The sequence below is a fragment of the Amycolatopsis sp. NPDC051903 genome (assembly GCF_044452505.1).
GTDB lineage: Bacteria > Actinomycetota > Actinomycetes > Mycobacteriales > Pseudonocardiaceae > Amycolatopsis.
This window is the reverse complement of record NZ_JBITBT010000005.1, coordinates 48,101-64,063: the sequence shown is the minus strand read 5'-3', so window position 1 is coordinate 64,063 and position 15,963 is coordinate 48,101. Positions and strand designations below refer to the sequence as shown.

The 15,963-nt window shown below is 72.2% G+C and carries 18 protein-coding genes and 1 riboswitch; of the genes, 10 read left to right on the top strand and 8 right to left on the bottom strand.

The annotated features are described in order from the left end of the window. Positions 1–28: 28 nt before the first annotated feature. The 4 genes from ACIA77_RS14185 to thiO form a co-directional block, all read right to left on the bottom strand. Entirely contained in the window at positions 29–460 is a 432-nt protein-coding gene (locus ACIA77_RS14185) for a MarR family winged helix-turn-helix transcriptional regulator (protein ID WP_204093011.1), read from the bottom strand. 245 nt (positions 461–705) lie between these two features. Next, positions 706–1,461, bottom strand: coding sequence for a thiazole synthase (locus ACIA77_RS14180; protein ID WP_395886280.1), 756 nt, complete (start codon positions 1,459–1,461; stop codon positions 706–708). 1 nt (position 1,462) lies between these two features. Then, positions 1,463–1,663, bottom strand: coding sequence for a sulfur carrier protein ThiS (thiS, locus tag ACIA77_RS14175; RefSeq protein ID WP_395886279.1), 201 nt, complete (start codon positions 1,661–1,663; stop codon positions 1,463–1,465). After that, positions 1,663–2,763, bottom strand: a complete 1,101-nt coding sequence (thiO, locus tag ACIA77_RS14170) for a glycine oxidase ThiO (protein ID WP_395886278.1) — start codon at positions 2,761–2,763, stop codon at positions 1,663–1,665. Before thiO ends, thiS begins: the two co-directional genes overlap by 1 nt. Continuing rightward, positions 2,758–2,863: riboswitch (TPP riboswitch) on the bottom strand. (Overlaps the previous gene by 6 nt.) Positions 2,864–2,893: 30 nt before the next feature. Between thiO and thiE the strand changes: the two genes are divergently transcribed. Further along, positions 2,894–3,559 carry a thiamine phosphate synthase gene (gene thiE, locus ACIA77_RS14165; RefSeq protein ID WP_395886277.1) on the top strand — a complete coding sequence of 222 codons (666 nt, stop codon included), beginning with the start codon at positions 2,894–2,896 and terminating at the stop codon, positions 3,557–3,559. Here the strand turns inward: thiE and ACIA77_RS14160 are convergent. Then, on the bottom strand, positions 3,556–4,380 hold the full coding sequence (locus tag ACIA77_RS14160; protein WP_395886276.1) for a hypothetical protein: 825 nt from the start codon (positions 4,378–4,380) through the stop codon (positions 3,556–3,558). The genes thiE and ACIA77_RS14160 overlap by 4 nt on opposite strands. 150 nt (positions 4,381–4,530) lie before the next feature. Here ACIA77_RS14160 and ACIA77_RS14155 point away from each other — a divergent pair, with 150 nt between their 5' ends. Further along, entirely contained in the window at positions 4,531–5,475 is a 945-nt protein-coding gene (locus ACIA77_RS14155) for a threonine/serine dehydratase (protein ID WP_395886275.1), read from the top strand. A 1-nt stretch (position 5,476) separates the two neighbouring features. On the opposite strand, the gene ACIA77_RS14150 is transcribed toward ACIA77_RS14155, so the two are convergent. Both ACIA77_RS14150 and ACIA77_RS14145 read right to left on the bottom strand, forming a co-directional pair. Beyond that, a complete protein-coding gene (locus ACIA77_RS14150) occupies positions 5,477–7,003 on the bottom strand; it encodes an MFS transporter (protein WP_395886274.1) in 1,527 nt (508 codons plus the stop codon). A 110-nt stretch (positions 7,004–7,113) separates the two neighbouring features. Further along, entirely contained in the window at positions 7,114–7,869 is a 756-nt protein-coding gene (locus tag ACIA77_RS14145) for a GntR family transcriptional regulator (protein ID WP_395886273.1), read from the bottom strand. 156 nt (positions 7,870–8,025) lie between these two features. On the opposite strand from ACIA77_RS14145, the gene ACIA77_RS14140 reads away from it, so the two are divergent. Then, entirely contained in the window at positions 8,026–9,069 is a 1,044-nt protein-coding gene (locus ACIA77_RS14140) for an SIS domain-containing protein (protein WP_395886272.1), read from the top strand. Then, on the top strand, positions 9,066–10,070 hold the full coding sequence (locus ACIA77_RS14135; protein ID WP_395886271.1) for an N-acetylglucosamine kinase: 1,005 nt from the start codon (positions 9,066–9,068) through the stop codon (positions 10,068–10,070). The genes ACIA77_RS14140 and ACIA77_RS14135 overlap by 4 nt, the downstream gene beginning before the upstream one ends. 107 nt (positions 10,071–10,177) lie before the next feature. Here the strand turns inward: ACIA77_RS14135 and ACIA77_RS14130 are convergent, their stop codons facing one another. After that, positions 10,178–10,858 (bottom strand): DUF3159 domain-containing protein, encoded by a 681-nt coding sequence (locus ACIA77_RS14130; protein ID WP_395886270.1) that lies wholly within the window; start codon positions 10,856–10,858, stop codon positions 10,178–10,180. Positions 10,859–11,134: 276 nt separating this feature from the next. Here ACIA77_RS14130 and ACIA77_RS14125 point away from each other — a divergent pair, with 276 nt between their 5' ends. From ACIA77_RS14125 to ACIA77_RS14100, 6 genes are all read left to right on the top strand, one after another. After that, on the top strand, positions 11,135–11,962 hold the full coding sequence (locus ACIA77_RS14125) for an SGNH/GDSL hydrolase family protein (protein WP_395886269.1): 828 nt from the start codon (positions 11,135–11,137) through the stop codon (positions 11,960–11,962). 87 nt (positions 11,963–12,049) lie between these two features. Continuing rightward, complete coding sequence (locus ACIA77_RS14120) at positions 12,050–12,784, top strand: OmpA family protein (protein WP_395886268.1); 735 nt, start codon at positions 12,050–12,052, stop codon at positions 12,782–12,784. A gap of 5 nt (positions 12,785–12,789) precedes the next feature. Next, complete coding sequence (locus ACIA77_RS14115) at positions 12,790–13,215, top strand: LapA family protein (RefSeq protein WP_395886267.1); 426 nt, start codon at positions 12,790–12,792, stop codon at positions 13,213–13,215. A 71-nt stretch (positions 13,216–13,286) separates the two neighbouring features. Beyond that, entirely contained in the window at positions 13,287–13,763 is a 477-nt protein-coding gene (locus tag ACIA77_RS14110) for a DUF6932 family protein (RefSeq protein ID WP_395886266.1), read from the top strand. After that, on the top strand, positions 13,760–14,644 hold the full coding sequence (locus tag ACIA77_RS14105) for a hypothetical protein (protein WP_395886264.1): 885 nt from the start codon (positions 13,760–13,762) through the stop codon (positions 14,642–14,644). The genes ACIA77_RS14110 and ACIA77_RS14105 overlap by 4 nt, the downstream gene beginning before the upstream one ends. A 422-nt stretch (positions 14,645–15,066) precedes the next feature. Further along, entirely contained in the window at positions 15,067–15,816 is a 750-nt protein-coding gene (locus ACIA77_RS14100; RefSeq protein WP_395886263.1) for a hypothetical protein, read from the top strand. The last annotated feature ends 147 nt before the right edge of the window (positions 15,817–15,963 follow it).

Below are 15,963 nucleotides of genomic sequence, written 5' to 3'. Positions count from 1 at the left end.
TCGTAGGCCGGGCAGCCGGGAGGGGTCCCTAGTTGTCGTCGGAGATGAGGGCTTCCAGGGCCGGGAGGGCGGCGGTGATGGCGTCGCGGTCTTCGCGGCTCAGTTTGTCGAGGCGGCGGTTCAGTTCTTGCACGCGGGTGGACCGCACGCCCGACACGAGGCGCTCGCCCTCTTCCGTCGCGCGGGCGAGCCAGGCGCGGCGGTCGACGGGGTCGGACTCGCGCGTGACGTAACCCGACTCGACGAGCGTGGCGATGATGCGCGACATCGTCGCGGCGGCGACGCCCTCCTTGGCGGCCAGGTCGCCGAGGCGGAGCTGACCGAAGTGGACGAGCGTGGCGAGGGCGGAGATCGCACCGTGGCCGGGGCCGGGGACGCCCGCCTGCCGCAAGGAGCGCGAGAGGCGTCCGACGGCCAGGTACAACCTGCCCGAGACATCCTGGACCGAGGACAGTGTCACGGCTGGCTCCTCCTGCTGCTGTTGCCCGCCGCTGGTGCGCCGGAAAGGTGCCGTCCACCATAAGGCCTCGCGGTGCTACGTCGGCGTCAAGCGCGGACGAAATCACCGGCCGGGGCGCGAAACGCGGCCCAGATGCACTGGGCGGCTTACCCGTGTGTACCCCGCGAGCGTGAAATCCTCGCGGGGAGACGGCGACCGCGCGTGGCCGGCCCAGCACGCGCAGGAGCCGGCACGCGCCGAACGCGTCAGCGCGGCGGGGAAGACGCGTGCGCCCAGAACCGCTGCGGCACCCGCCCGGCGTCGCGGGCCAGGCGGCCCGCCTCGACGCCCGCCTTCATGGCCGCGGCCATGCGTTCGGGGTCCTTGGCGCGCGTGACGGCGGTGGACAGCAGCACGGCGTCGCAGCCGAGTTCCATCGCGAGCACCGCGTCGGAGGCCGTGCCGATGCCCGCGTCGAGGATGACGGGGACCATGGCGCGCGCGACGATCAGCTCGATGTTGTGCGGGTTGCGGATGCCGAGGCCCGTGCCGATCGGCGCGCCCAGCGGCATGACGGCCGCGCAGCCGGCCTCCTCGAGCCGCAACGCGAGGACGGGGTCGTCGTTCGTGTACGCGAGCACGGTGAACCCGTCGGCGGCCAGCCGCTCGGCGGCGTCCAGCGTCTCGAACGGGTCGGGCAGCAGGGTGCGGTCGTCGGCGTGGACCTCGAGCTTGACGAGGTCCGTTTCCAGCGCCTCGCGCGCCATCTCCGCCGTCAGCACGGCTTCGGCGGCCGTGCGGCAGCCCGCCGTGTTCGGCAGCAGCTTGATGCCCAGCCGGCGAACCACGCCCAGCACGCCGGTGCCGTGCTCGGCGTCCGCCTTGCGCATGGCGACGGTCGTGAGCTCGGTGCCCGACGCGATCAGCGCGCGTTCCAGCACCGAGAGGTTCGCCGCGCCACCGGTTCCGATGATGAGCCTCGACGAGAGCTCGTGCTCGCCGATGACCAGAGCGTCGTCCACGTCAGCCTCCCTGAACAGCGGTCAGCACGTCGATGCTCGCACCTTTCGGCACCACCGACTCCGCCCACTCGCCCCGCCGCACGACCACGCCGTTCACCGCGACGGCCACGCCCTGGGGCGAAACGTCGAGCGCGTCGAGCAGCTGCGCCACCGTCGCGCCGTCGGGGAACTCGCGCCAGTCCCCGTTGACCTTGATCTCCATCAGACTCGTTCCTCCACTGCGGAATTCGGACGCGGAGCGGGCAGCCGGGCGGGCGTGGCCGCACCGATCTCGTCCGGCGGCCGCTCGCCGGTCAGCCACGCGACCACCGCGTCGGCGGTCACGGGAGCCATCAACAGGCCGTTGCGGTGGTGACCGGTGGCCGCGTACACGCCTTCGCCGAGCTCGCCGATGTACGGCAACGCGTCACGACTGCCGGCGCGCAGGCCCGCGGCCGTCTCGACGAGCTCGTACTCCGTGATCCCCGGCAAGATCCGTTCGGCGCCTTCCAGCAGCTCACGCACGCCCCGCGCGGTCACGGCCACGTCGAAGCCCGCTTCGTACTGCGTCGCGCCGAGCACCAGCTCGCCGTCGGCGCGCGGCACCAGGTAGATCGGCCGGCCCTCGACCATCGCGCGCACCGTGTACGGCGGAGGCGGCAGGCAGCCCCGGCGCGGCCGCAGCCGCAGGATCTCGCCCTTCAACGGCCGCACGGCGTCGGCCAGCAGCGGGTGCAACCGGCCCGTCCAGGCGCCGGCCGCCAGCACGACGGGACCGGTCACGTCGTCGAGCCGGGACACCCGCGCGGACGAGAACTCGACCCCGCGTTTCGAGCACGCCTGCAGCAGCGCGGTGAGCAGCTTCCGGTTGTCCACGGCCAGGTCGCCCGGCACGTGCAGACCGCTGCGCACGGCCCCGAGCCCCGGCGCGAGCTTGCGCGCCGCCCGGCCCGTGAGCCGCTCGACGGAACGGCCCAGCGACGTCAGGTACTCCGCGAGGATGTCCAGGTGCCCGGCGTCGGCGCTGTCGAACGCGACGACGATCGTGCCGTGCCCGGCCAGCCCCGGGTCCGTACCCTCGGCCTCGAGGTCACGGGCGAAAGCCGGCCAGCGCCGAAGCGACTCCTCGCCCAGGCTGAGCACGTGCTCCTCACCCGGCCACGCTTCCGTGACCGGGGCCAGCATCCCGCCGGCCACCCACGACGCGCCGCCCCGCCCGGGCGAAGGATCGGCCACCGTCACGCGGTAGCCGCGGGCCGCCGCGCGCCAGGCCGCGGACAGGCCGATCACCCCGCCGCCGACGACGGTGAGGGTCTTGCTCATGGAAATCACGCTCCCTGCGCCGGCATGACCCGGATCAGGTTCCACGGTCGGAGCGGCAGCTCCCTCTCAGCCCGTGCCTCGGGCTCCCGTGCGGACCACCCCACCGTAGCGCGCGGGTAACGTCGCCGCCATGCCCGCCCTCACCGGAGAACAGATCCGCACCCGCCTGGCCGGTTCGCGGCTGTACCTGTGCACCGACGCCCGCTCCTCGCGCGGCGACCTCGCCGAGTTCGCCGACGCCGCGCTGTCCGGCGGCGTCGACATCGTCCAGCTGCGGGACAAGTCCGGCGGCGCGCCGCTCGAAGCGGCGCAGGAGATCGCGGCGCTGGAAGTGCTCGCGGAAGCCTGCGCGCGCCACGGCGCGCTGCTCTCGGTGAACGACCGCGCCGACGTCGCCCTCGCCGTGGGCGCCGACGTGCTGCACCTCGGCCAGGACGACATCCCGGTGCCGCTCGCGCGCCGCATCCTCGGCGACGACGTGGTGATCGGCCGCTCCACGCACTCCGTCGAGCAGGCCGAAGCGGCGGCCGCCGAGGACGGCGTGGACTACTTCTGCACCGGCCCGTGCTGGCCGACGCCCACCAAACCCGGCCGCCACGCCCCCGGTCTCGACCTGGTGCGCGCGACCGCGGCCAGCGGCACCGCCCGGCCGTGGTTCGCGATCGGCGGCATCGACGAGCAGCGCCTGCCCGAGGTGCTGGCCGCGGGCGCGTCGCGCATCGTCGTGGTCCGCGCCATCACCGACGCCGACGACCCGGCCGAAGCCGCGCGGAAGCTCAAGGCCCAGCTCGGTTAGGGAGTCGGGGTCGCCGACGCCGCCTTGGTCCGCGGCTGGCTCTGCGTGGTCGACGGCGCGCCGCCCGTGCTCGACGGCGGCGGGGTCTCGCTGATGGAGGTCTGGGACGTCGGCGTCTCGCTCGTCGAGGTGCTCGACGACGAGCTGCTCGGCGGCGGCGCCTGCGACACCCCGGTCGACGGCGGCGGGCTGTTCTCCGACGTCGCCGGCGGGTTGTCGTCCTTCGTCGGCTCCTGCTGTGTCGTAGTGGGCTTGTTGTTGTGGTAGATGAACCCGGCGCCCGCCTGACCGTGAGACACCGCCTCCACCCCGACCATCACGGCGATGGCGATCGCCGTCGCGAGCACGCTCGTGCCGGCGATGAGCGGCCAGCGCAGCTTCCGCAGCTTGTCGGCGAACGACTCGGGCTCTTCGGGCTGGGTCTGCGCCTGGGTCTGTGCGGCGGCCGTCGGCGAGAGCTTCGAGATGCGCACGGTCGGCATCTCCGACGGGTCGAGCGGCAGCAGCACGGTCGGCATCTGGGCGGGGTCGTCGACCGGCGCGAAACCCGGACGGCTCGCCCGCCGCTGTCCCGCCGTCACGAGCGCTTGGCGCGCCTTCAGCGCGGCTTCGCGCCCGCGCTGCAGCGAACGCAGGTACAGCTCACCACCCACGGTGGTGATGACGCTCGCGACCCCGGCCCCCACCACGGTGCCGGTCACGCCGAGCGTCGATCCCAGCAACGCGGCCGTCACCGCGGCGAGTGCGGTGGCCAGCACCTGCACCGTCCGCGGGCTCTTCTTCTCGCCCTGCTCCGACGTCTTTTCCCGCTCGTCGACCATGATCCCGTTCTGCAGTCCCGTTTATTCCCCGAGCCTCTCAACGATTGAGGCGCGTGGGGAACTCCCATCGTTGCCCGAGCGTGAGCGACGCCACGTCGACCGTCCACAGTGGATGGACCACGGTTCACACTTTCCTGACATACTCACCACATGCGATTGGTGACGATCTTCGAAATCGAGGCCGCGGCGAAGCGCGTGGCGGACCACGCCGTGCACACCCCGTTGCTGCGCCAGCCCTGGGCCGACGGCGAATTGTGGCTCAAACCCGAGAGCCTGCAACAGATCGGCGCGTTCAAGATCCGCGGCGCCTACAACGCGATCGCTTCGCTCGACGAAGCCGCCCGGGCGCGCGGTGTGGTCGCCTACTCCAGCGGTAACCACGCGCAGGCGGTCGCCTACTCCGCGAACGCCTTCGGGATCCCGGCCGTGATCGTGGTGCCCGACGTCGCGCCGCGGCTCAAGGTCGAGGCCACCCGCCGCTGGGGAGCGGAGGTCGTGGAGGTGCCGATCGCGGACCAGGCGCCGGCCGCCGCGGCGCTCGCGGCCGAGCGCGGGCTCACGCTCATCCCGCCGTTCGACCACGCCGACGTGATCGCCGGGCAGGGCACGGCCGGCCTGGAAATCGCCACCGACCTGCCGGACGTCGACACCGTGCTCGTGCCGGTGAGCGGCGGCGGCTTCGCGGCCGGCGTCGGCACGGCGATCAAGGCCCTGTGCCCGCGGGCGAAGGTCTACGCCGTGGAGCCCGAGCTGGCCGGCGACACCGCCGAGAGCCTGCGGGCCGGCCGGCGCGTCGCGTGGCCGATGGAGCAGCGGGCCCGCACGATCGCCGACGGCCTGCGCGCCGAGCCGTCGGCGCTGACGTTCGCCCACCTGCAGCAGGTGCTCGACGGGATCGTCACCGTGACCGAAGACGAGATCCGCGACACGGTGCGCGTGCTGGCCCGCCGCGCGCGGATCGTCGCCGAGCCCAGTGGTGCGACCGCCACCGCCGCGTACCTGCACCACGCGGACGAGCTGCCGGGCGGCAAGACCGTGTCCGTCGTCTCCGGCGGCAACATCGACCCGGCGCTGCTCGCCGAGCTGCTCGGGTAGGTCAGTCGCGCGCCGGGCCCGGGCGGACGTAAGTCGGCGGACCCTCCACGCCGCAGTGGAAACACTCGCCGGGATGTGGAGCTTCTTCGTCCACAACACGTTTCCGCTCGGGCTCGGCCACACCCGCGCCGAGCACGCCGTTGTGAATCCCCAACGCGATGAGGCCGCCGGCGATCGCCAGGACGGCGCAGATGAGCAACGCCATGCGCCAACCGGCGGTCAGCGCGACGGGGTCGCGGTACGCCGAACCGGTCAGTCCGGCCGCCGCGGGGAGCACCGCGACCGCAAGAAGTCCACCCGTTCGGGCGATCGCGTTGTTGACTCCGGAGGCGACTCCGGCAAATCGGTCAGGTGCCGCGGCCAGCACGGTCGCCGTCACGGGCGCCACCGTGCACGCCAGACCGAGGCCGAACACGACCACCGCGGGGAACACCGAACCGAGGTACGACGAGCCCGGTTCGACGCGGATGAGCAGCAGCATGCCGACGCCGATCACCATCGGTCCGACCACGAGCTGCAGGCGCGGCCCGATGCGCTGGGCCAGTGCGCCCGAGCGGCCCGACAGCAGCAGCATGATGATCGTGATCGGCAGCCCGGCCAGGCCGGCGAGCGTCGGCGGGTAGTTCAGCGACACCTGCAGCTGCAGCACGAGCAGCCACATCACGGCGCCGAGCGCGGCGTAGACCACGAAGGTGAGGGCGTTGGACAGCGTGAACGTGCGGCTGCGGAACAAGCTCGGCGGCACCAGCGGCTCGTGGGAGTGGTGCTGCTGCCACACGAACAGCCCGAGCCCGGCCACGCCGGCGACCAGCGCGATCAGCACGATCGGATCGGCCAGCCCGCGCACGGGCGCTTCGACCAGCGCTCCGGTGAGGCCCGCCAGGCCGATCGCCCCCGTCGCCGCGGCGGCGAAGTCGGGGTGCCCGGTGGCCGTCTCGTCACGCGACTCGGGTACGAACTTGAACGCCATCAGCACCACGACGAGCGCCAGCGGCAGGTTGATCAGGAACGCGAGCCGCCAGGACCAGACCTGGACCAGGACACCGCCGAGCAGCGGTCCGACCGCGGCGGCCAGACCACCCAGTCCGGACCACGCGCCGATCGCGCGCGCCCGGTCGTTGTGCGCGAAGGCCGACTGCAGGATCGCCAGCGACCCGGGGGTGAGCAGCGCGCCGCCGATGCCCTGGATGATCCGGAACACGACGAGTTCGGTGGTCGAGGTCGCGATCGCGCACAGCCCCGACGCGAGGCCGAACCAGATCACGCCGATCAGGTACACCCGGCGCCGCCCGTAGCGGTCGCCGAGGGAACCCGCGACCAGGATCAGGGCGGCGAGCGCCAGCATGTAGCCGTCGAGGATCCACTGCAGGCCGGCCACCGACGCCTGCAGTTCTTCGCCGATCCGGGGCAGCGCGACGTTGACGATCGTCCCGTCGAGCATCGCCATGCCCGATCCGAGGATCGTCGTCGCGAGCACCCCGCGCGCCAGGGGCGTACCCCAGCGGATCCCGCTGTCTGTCGTCGTCACCGTGCGGTCACCGCGCACGCTCGAAGCTCATGCGCACACGGTGGCGAACCGGACGGCCGGGCGCAACCACCTGCGCCCGGCACTGCCCGTTCCAGCTCACAGCCGCGGTCTCACGGCAGCAGCGTGGTGACGAACTTGTAGCGGTCGCCGCGGTACACCGAGCGCGCGAACTCGACCGGCTTGCCGTCCTTGCCGAACGAGTGCCGCGTCAGCATCATCACCGGCATGCCCACGTCGGCGCCGAGCATCTCGGCTTCCTCCGGGCCTGCGAGCGACGTCTCGATCGTCTCCTCCGCGCGCTCGAGTTCCACGCCGTAGTGCTCCTGGAGCACCGCGTAGAGCGACCCGCCCGCCGAAATGTGCTTGCGCAGCCCGCGGAAGCGGCCCAGCGGCAGGTGCGTCGTCTCGAGCGCCATCGGCTGGGAATCGGCCAGCCGGAGGCGACGAAGGCGAAGAATTTTCGCACCCTGCCGGATCCCGAGCAGTTTCGCGAGTTCGCCCTCCACGGGCAATTCCTCGAGTTCGAGCAGTTTGGACGACGGCTTCAGGCCCTGCTTGCGCATGTCCTCCGTGTACGAGGAGAGCTGCAGCCGCTGCGCGAGCTTCGGCTCGGCCGCGAACGTGCCCTTCCCTTGAACGCGGTGCAAGCGGCCTTCGGCCGTCAGGTCCGCCAGCGCCTGCCGCACGGTGGTGCGCGAGACGGTGAACTCGCCCGCCAGCGCCCGTTCCGTCGGGATCGGCGAGCCAGGCGGCATGGCGTCGAGCAGATCCAGCAGGTGCTGTTTCAACGCCCAGTACTTGGGTTCGCGCTGACCGCGCACACCCGCCGTGGTCCCCGCCTCACTCGCGGGGGTTGTCTCCAACATGACCGGCTCCCTCAGCTTTCCCTCACTATCGCGCCACATCCCCGTCAAGAAACGTACCCTTCACCACAAACACTCCGCCCGGCTAGCATTGGTCTAGACCTGAACGCACGCTGCTCAGCACACCCGGGGCTCCCAGTCCCGGCGGAGAGGAAAGTGATGACCCAACAACGCCCCGGCGAGCACATGGCCGCGGAAATCTCGGAGCAGCCTGCCGTACTGGCCGGCCTCGTCGAGAGGCAGGGCGAAATAGCGGAAGTAGCTGAAAAGATTTCACAAAAGCCGCCCCGTTTCGCTTTGCTCGCCGCACGGGGTTCGAGTGACCACGCTGCGTTGTATGCGAAGTACCTGATCGAGGTACTCCTGGGTCTTCCCGCGGGTCTCGTGTCACCGTCCACCGCCACGCTCTACGGCGCACGACCGGACCTGCGAGACGTGCTCTTCGTCACCGTCAGCCAGAGCGGCGGCTCGCCCGACCTCATCGAGGTCACCGAAGCCGCGCGGCGCCAGGGCGCGCTCACGGTGTCGGTCACGAACACGCCGGACTCGCCGCTGCGCGCGGCGGCCGAGCTGGGCGTCGACATCGGCGCCGGCGTCGAGAAGGCGGTGGCCGCCACCAAGACGTACTCCGCGACGCTGCTGGCGCTGTACCTGTTCGTCGACGCCGTCCGCGGCGGCAAGGCGGCCGACGCGCAGGAGCTCGGCGAGCTCGCGCAGCGGACGCTCGACGGCGCGGCCGAGGGCGTGCAGCGCGCGGTGGACCGCTACCGCTTCGTCGACCGCGTGCTCACCACCGGCCGCGGCTACTCGTACGCGACCGCGCTCGAGGGTTCGCTGAAGCTCGCCGAGACGAGCTACCTCGCAGCGCGCGCGTACAGCGGCGCCGACCTCCTCCACGGGCCGGTCGCGGCCGTCGACCGCGAGACGGCCGTGCTCGCCGTGACGAGCTCGGGCCACGGCGGCGAGGCGATGCGCGAGGTCCTCGACGCCGTCGGCAAGCGCGGCGCCGACGTGCTCGCGGTCGGCTCCGCGTCGGCCGACGTGCCGGCCGCGCTGCGGATCCCGGTGGCGCCGACGGCCGAAGAGCTCGCGCCGATCCTCGAGATCCTGCCGGTCCAGCGCATCGCGCTCGGCTTGTCGCTCGCGCGCGGCGGCGACCCCGACAGCCCGCGCGGGCTGCTGAAGGTGACCAAGACCCGGTGAGCCTGGTCGTCGGTGTCGACGCCGGTGGCACGTCGACCCGCGCGCTCGCGGTCGACGCCACCGGCGCCGTGCTCGGCGCCGCCACGGGCGGCGGCGCCAATCCGAACTCCCACGCGCCCGCGGAAGCCGCGGCGCGCATCGCCGACACCGTCGAACGCGCGCTGGGCGGGCGCACCGGCGTGCTCGCCGCCGTGGTCGGCCTGGCCGGGGTCAGCAAGCTGTCCGACCCGATCGTCGCGGCGGTGTTCGCCGACGCGTGGGACCGGATCGGGCTGGGTGGACTGGTCCGCGTGGTGGCCGACGCCGAAGTCGCGTACGCGTCGGCGACGCCGGCCCCCGACGGCACGGTGCTCGTGGCCGGCACCGGCTCGATCGCCGGCCGCATCCGCGGGCGCCGGATGATAGCGACGTCGGGCGGCTACGGCTGGCTGCTCGGCGACGAGGGCTCGGCGTTCTGGCTCGGGCGCGAGGCGGTGCGCTCCACATTGGATGCGCTCAGCCGCGGGCCGGACCTCGCCGGGCTGCCGGCCGCCGTGCTCGCCGAAGCGTTCGAACCGTCCCCTGTGGACGCGCACAGCCCGGCCCCCGCGGATTGCGGCAACAGAACTTTCCCCAATTCGCCTGTCACGGAAGCGAATCGACTGAATACCGCGCGTGCTCTCATCACCCGGGTCAACGCCGAACCGCCCATCCGGCTCGCCCGGTTCGCCCCGCTCGTGAGCTCCGCGGCGGCCGCCGGGGAGCCGGCGGCGACGGACATCGTCACCCGAGCGGCCGAGCACCTGGTCCGAACGGCCCTCGCCACGCGCGACCCGGATGAGAAAACTCCGGTCGTGCTCGTGGGCAGCGTCCTCGCGGCAACCGGTCCCGTCGGGCGGCTCGTGCGGACGAAACTGGCCGGCCTCGACGTGCTGACCAGCTCCGACGGCGTGCTCGGCGCCGCGTGGCTGGCCGCTGTGGACGCTTGGGGGGAGTCCGCGGCGCGGCCTTCCCGATCGTGAACCCCGGCAAAACCGGGTTCGAAGTGTCCAAACCGTCGACTCAACCCCTCCGGTCCGGGTACCGTAGGGATCGGCCCCCGGACCCTCCCCCCTCGCCGGGGGCCGCCTTATGTCCTCGGTCCGTTTTCCGGACGCGGTTCCGAACCCGGTTCCGGCGCCAGGCGCAGCCCCGGGTGATCGGGCGGGAGTGCTTTGTAGAGCACCCAGCCGCTCACCGCGACGGTCGCCGCGACCAGCGGCCACGACAGCACCGTGCGGGCGACGCCGAGTGCGACCACTTGCCCCGTCCACCACAGCAGGCCGTAGACGACCACGCGCACCAGGTACTGCAGCACCCACACCCAGCTCGCCCACGAGTAGGCGCGCACGAGCGCGGGGTCGCGGCGCCAGCGCATCTTCTGTCCGATCAGGAGCCCGACGATCACACCCAGCAACGGCCAGCGCACCACGATGCTCGCCGCGAACAGCAGCGCGCTGGCGGCGTTGGAGAGCAGCTGCAGCAGGAAGAAGTCCTCGGCGCGGCCGGTGTGCAGCGCGATGAGCGCCGCGATCACCACGGCGGCGAGGCTCACCACCACGGCGCGCGCCTTGTCGCCGCGGATCAGCCGGTAGGCACCGAGCACCACGGCGACCGCGATGGCGGTGATCGCGCCCCAGGAGATCGATTGCCCGGTGGCGAGCCAGCCGACCACGAACGCCGCGGGCGGGATGCTGGCGTCGATCGCGCCTCGGCGGCCGCCGAGGATCTGCGTGAGCGACTCGCGCGAGGGCGTCGTCTCGTCCGTCACATTCCCAGCCTGCCCGATACCTGCGCGAACGTCCCGGACTGGGAGAGCTACCCCACACAGAGTGTCCGCTCGATGCTCGTCCGAGTGGTTCGTCACCTCGCTCGACGGTGAAATTCCCGTAATACGAGCGACGGGGAAGCCGACAAGGTAAGAGACTGTGGCTTCCGGCTGAACCAGGGGTGGCGGACGGGAAGGATACGGGGACGTCCGACTGTTAGTTGTGGTGTACAACTTCACTCGGGGTAGGCGCGCAAGACGGGGAAAGGGGATCCCAGGGTGTTCGGAATCGACAGTTACGTGGCGATCGGTGACAGTTTCACCGAAGGCCTCAACGACGGGCTGCCGGACGGCTCTTTCAAGGGCTGGGCCGACCGCCTCGCCGAGATGCTCGCCGCGGGCCGGCCGGACTTCCAGTACGCCAACCTGGCCCTGCGCGGCAAGATGCTCGACGAGATCATGGAAGAGCAGGTGCCGATCGCGCTCGAGCTCAAGCCCGACCTGGTCACCCTGTGCGCCGGCGGCAACGACGTGATCGTGCCCGGCGCCGACGTCGACGCCATCGCCGCCCGCTTCGAGGCCGGGATCGTCAAGCTGCGCGAGGCCGGCATCCCGGTCGTGATCTTCAACGGCCCCGACACCAAAGCGCTGTCGGTGATGAGCGTGCTGCGCGGCAAGATCGGCATCTACAACACGTACCTGTGGGCGATCGCGGCCCGGCACGGCGCGAAGATGGTCGACCTCTGGACCATGGAGCCGCTGCACGACCGGCGCGCCTGGAGCGAGGACCGCCTGCACTTCACACCCGACGCGCACCGCCGCATCGCGCTGCTGACCGCCGAGGTCCTGGGCGTGCCGGTGACCGAGGACTGGCGCGAGCCCTACCCCGCGAGCACCGAACCGGCCACCTGGATCACGTCGCGCCGCTCCGATCTCACGTGGACCAAGGCGCACCTGCTGCCGTGGATCCGCCGTCAGCTCAAGGGCGAGTCCATGGGTGACGGGCTGTCACCGAAGCGCCCGCAGCTGTCCCCGCTCGTCCAGGGGGACTCGGCCGCCTTCGAACTCGGTCTGGGTGACTTCCAGGACAACGCCACCGCGAGCTGACCGAGGGTGGTCCGATCGGGCCAGCGCCACCCGAATGGCGCCCCCGACCAGGTCGCCATCGGGCCTTGACCGGCCTATGGTCCCTTTATGTCCGGTGTACGCGGGTGGCTCCGCCTGATCCCGATCGCGGTGCTCGTGACGGCCGTGCTCGCGGGCGTGGCGACGTTGGTGCGCGCCGACGGGATCGAGACGGACCTCGCCGGGCGATCACGCTCCGCGCTCGCCGCGGCCGGCATCACGGGCGGCGACGTGACGTTCTCCGGCCGCCAGGCGACGCTGTCGGGCTTCCGCGCGGAGCAGGCCGGGCGCGCGCTGGGGATCGTGCAGGGGGTGGCGGGCGTCGAGTCCGCGCGGGTGTCCGGCGGACCCGCGCCGGTGCCGCCTTCGCCCGCACCTTCGACCACGGCGTCTTCGAAGCCGCCGACCAGCAGCGCGCCGCCGACCACGACGTCGTCGACACCGCCGACCGACCGCGCGGGCGTGCAGGACGAGGTGGACGGGCAGCTGGCCGACGCGCCGATCACGTTCAAACCCGACAGCGCCCAGCTCACGCCCGAGGGCACGCAGGCCGCGCGGGCCATCGCGAAGCTGCTCGCGGCCGCGCCCAACAGCTTGCGCTACCGCATCACCGGGCACGTCGGCGAAGGCCCGGGCGGGCGCGCGGCGGCGGTCCGGCTGTCGCAGAGCCGGGCGCGGGCGGTGGTGCGGCTGCTCACCGCGTCGGGGGTGCCGGCCAGCCGGCTGCTGGCGCGCGGCACGGGGACCGCGGCGCCGGGTGAGGGTGGCGACCGGCGCGTCGAGATCACGGTCGAAGAGAGGTGACGGGGATGCTGTGGCTCTTCGGGCAGATCTGGTTGTGGCTGCTCGTCGCGTTCCTGCTGGGGGCGCTGGTGATGTGGCTGATCACGCTCGCGATCCGGCCGAAGCCGCGCCGCGAAGCGGAAGCGGAAGCGGCGGTGCCGCAGCGCGTCGACGTGCCTGAACCTTCCGACGCCGAACGCACCCAGTACATCCCGGTGACCCACTACGACGAGGCGCCGGAACGCGTCTACAACGACTACCCCGACGTGGATCCGGACGAGCCGTACGCCCCGGACGACCATTCCGGCCACCGGACCGGCGAACTGCCGGACGCCGAACCGCGCCTGTCCGGCGAGCTGAACTGGCCCGCCGCCGACGGGCCCGCCGACGACTGGCCGCACGAGGACGAGCCGCGCGAGCCCGCGCCCCGGCGACCTGGGCGAGGTGGCTGACACCCACCTGGTAAGTTCGGCTACGCACTGTGAGCGGGAGCCGTGAGCCCCGGACGACGTCAGGAGGTCCGATGGCGCTCCCGCACTGGACGCCGCAGAACCTGCTGCCGCCGGGCCGGCACCACGCCGATCTCGCCGACGTCTACGAGCGGCTCGTGTACGACGCCCCCCACCAGAACGAGCGCGAGATCCTCTTCAGCGCGCTCAACAGCTACCTCGGCGTCGCCCAGCGGGTGATCCCGTCGGGGCGCGCGTGGATCGGCGGCGCGTATGTCACGCGCACGGCCCACCCGCCGCGAGGGCTCGACGTGGTACTGCTGCCCGACGAGTGGGGCGCGCTCAAGCGGCTCGACGACAGCGGGCGGACGGCGTTGTACGGCTTGCTCACGCTGCGCGGAGTCATCGTCGGGCAGCCCGCGATGTACCTCGACCAAGTCCAGCCCGTGGGCGGCATCCTCGACGGGTTCCTGTGCCGGCCCGGCGACGAGGACGTGTGGGAAGCCGTGTGGGCCGAGGGCGGCAAGGGGATTCCGGAGTTGGTGTGGTGAAGAACGAGTTCCGGCGCATCGCCGACGAGATCCCCGGCGGAACCTGGCTCGACGACCTGGCGCGCGCGTCGGCGATGGCGGCCAACGCGAAGTTCGAGCGCACGTCGCGCTCGCCGCTGCTGCACGTGTCGGTGATCGGCGAAACGCACATCGACGCGTACACGTTCTCCGACATCAGCCGCGCGCTGCAGGACGCGACGGCGAAGATCGGGCACATCATCCGGAACCCGTCGAACGAGGTCACGTTCGTCCAGCAGGCCGACCGCGACAAGGCGCCGCTGATCCAGAAGGGCCAGGCGGGCAACGCGATCTTCTTCGGCTTCCCCGAGCCGGCGCTCGACGACGCGCTGATCCACGACGGCATCGAGACGCTGTCGGAGCGGGCCGTGAAGGAGCTGTGCGACTTCCTGCCGGCCAACGGTTCCGACGACGGCGCGCTCGACGCCGTGCTGCTGCAGCGCGACACGGTGCGCAACGCCGTCAGCGACGTCGTCAACGCGGTGAGCAAGCACGCCGGCATCGGCATGGCGCTCACCCCGACCGCGGGCGAGCAGGTCACGCGGAGCATGACGACCGAACAGGCGCGGGTGCTGCAGGGCAGTCTGCGCGAATCGCGCGAAGCGGTCGGCTACGAGACCGTGACGGGCCGCCTCGACGGCGTCCGCACGCGGCGGCGCATCTTCTACCTCGAGCGCGAATCGGGCGGGACGATCCAGGGTGCCGTCGCGGAGGACCTGCTGGACCAGATCAAGGAGAACCTGGACCGGCCGGTGACCGCGCGCCTGCGCGTCGTCCGCACCACGACCATCGACGGGCGCCGGGGCCGGCCCGTGCACGAACTGCTTGAGATCACTCCCGAGGTGAGCTTGTTCGACCACTGAAATCGGGCGCGGATTTGCTCACCAGTGCGAATTTCGCTGCCGTTTCGCATGCGCCGCGTATACAAGCGCGATATTTGCTGGGTCTTCCGACTTTCCGGGCGACGAACGACCAGGTCACGGGCCGGTTCCGAGGGCGGTAAATGACCGGTGGTTCATCGACGTGGTGAATAGCTGACGTTTTCCACTGCGTAACGATTTCGCCTCTTGCCCGTACGTGTGGGTTAACGTCGTCGCACTTCGACCCGGAAGGCCCCCCACGCATGACCTCCGATCCCCGGCACCCGTCCGCACCCGCGCGCCACGGCCGATCTTCTGGACGCGTACCCGGACCGCCGGGCGACCGGGGTCCTGTTCCGCCCGGTGGCACGGGTTCGTGGCCGGTCGAGCCGGCTCGTGGCCCTTCGGACTCGGGCGCGTGGCCGGTGGAGCCGTCCGCGGCGCGGGGCGGGCGGGGTGAGCCGCGTGCCCGGCAGGCCGATCCGCGCGACGGTTCGCGACGGCTCGACCGCGTCGCCGACGCCCGTGGCGCGGCCGCGCGACAGGCCGCGTCGGCCCCCGGCGGTGTGGTGCCGGTGCCGCCGAGCCGGCCGCCGGTGCGGCCGAAGCCGAACGCGCTGGGGATCGTCGGTCTGGTGCTGGGCCTCGCGGCGGCCGGGGCGGTGTTCGTGCCCGATTACGGGTACGTGGCGTGGCCGCTGGCGGGTGCCGGGCTGGTGCTCGGGGTCCTCGGCGTGGTCCAGGCCGCGCGCGGGAAGGCGCGCGGCAAGGCGATCGCGGTGGTGGCGGTGGTCGTCGCGGTCGTGGCGGCGCTGCTGTCGGCGACGATGGTGCTGTTCCCGTCCGTGTTCGGCGCCCGCAGCGCCGGCGAACTCCACATCCCGCCCGCGCCGGGTGACCAGCACCAGGTCGACTTCGTCGTGACCTCGGCGGGTGGGGCGACCGTCCGCTACGGCACCCTGAACGACCAGCGCACCGAAACGGCCCCCGCGAGCACCGACGACTGGCACGGCCGCGGCTCCTTCAGCGGCGGCACCCCGATCCTGTCGCTCACCGCCGACACCGCGAACGCGAGCGTCGCGAACCAGATCTCCTGCTCCATCGTCGTCGACGGCCAGAAGGTCGCCGACAACAGCGGTTCGACGATCGCGCTCTGCACCGCCAACGTCGAGTGAGCCGGGGCTGCGGGGCCACGCCCCAGGGGCCTGGCGGCCGGCCGGCCTACCCCCACGTCGGCCGGCCAACCGCCACCGAGCCGCTCCTGGCGGCTCTTCCGGGCCCACCGCACGCGACTGCGAGCCCGCGGCGCCGGCTTCACAGCC